This window comes from Intrasporangium flavum, assembly GCF_001956915.1.
GTDB classification, from domain to species: domain Bacteria; phylum Actinomycetota; class Actinomycetes; order Actinomycetales; family Dermatophilaceae; genus Monashia; species Monashia flava.
This window is the reverse complement of the sequence record NZ_MLJO01000055.1, coordinates 1-730: the sequence shown is the minus strand read 5'-3', so window position 1 is coordinate 730 and position 730 is coordinate 1. Positions and strand designations below refer to the sequence as shown.

General features: G+C 74.7%; 1 protein-coding gene. It reads left to right on the top strand.

Annotated features, from left to right (window positions below):
• A partial coding sequence (locus BIV28_RS19625; protein ID WP_076264206.1) for a gluconolaconase occupies positions 1-647 on the top strand: 647 nt, incomplete at its 5' end.
• Positions 648-730: the final 83 nt, after the last annotated feature.

Below are 730 nucleotides of genomic sequence, written 5' to 3'. Positions count from 1 at the left end.
GCGGACCGAACGGCATCGGGACCGGCCGCCCCGACCTCTGGGTCTACTCCGCCGGGGGCGAGCTGCTCGCCGCGCTCCGGGCCCCCGGCGAAAACGTCTTCCTCAACGACGTCGCCATCGGCCCCGACGGCGCCGCATACTTCACCAACTCCAACGCGCCGCAGCTGTACCGCGTCGCCCTCGACGGCGGCGACTGGACGGTGACCCGCTGGGCCGACGCCACCGGCACCATCACGACGTCGGCGGGCTTCAACCTCGGCGGCATCGTCGTCAGCGCCGACCGCTCCGCGCTCGTCGTCGCCCAGGGCAACGTCGGCATCCTGTGGCGCTTCGACCTCGCCACCGGGGCCGCCACGCGCGTCGACACCGGCGACGCAGCGCCGGCCGACCTGACCGACGCGGACGGCCTCGTGCTGCAGGGCTCCCGCCTCACGGTCGTGCGCAACTTCGCCCGCAAGGTCGCGACGCTGCACCTGTCGGCCGACGGGCGCACCGCCCGCCTCCTCGCGCAGCAGGCCACCGACCCCACGCGGGTGCTGACGACCGCCAAGACGCTGCATGGGCGGACCCTCTACGTGGACAGCAAGTTCGACGAGGCGGTCGCCTCCGGCCCGTACGAGGTCGTGACCGACCCGCTGGCACGATGAGGGTGCCGGCAGCGGCCCTCGGCCTCGCCGTCCTGGCGGCCCTCACCGCCTGCTCCGCCCCGACGGTGGCCCCACCCACCACC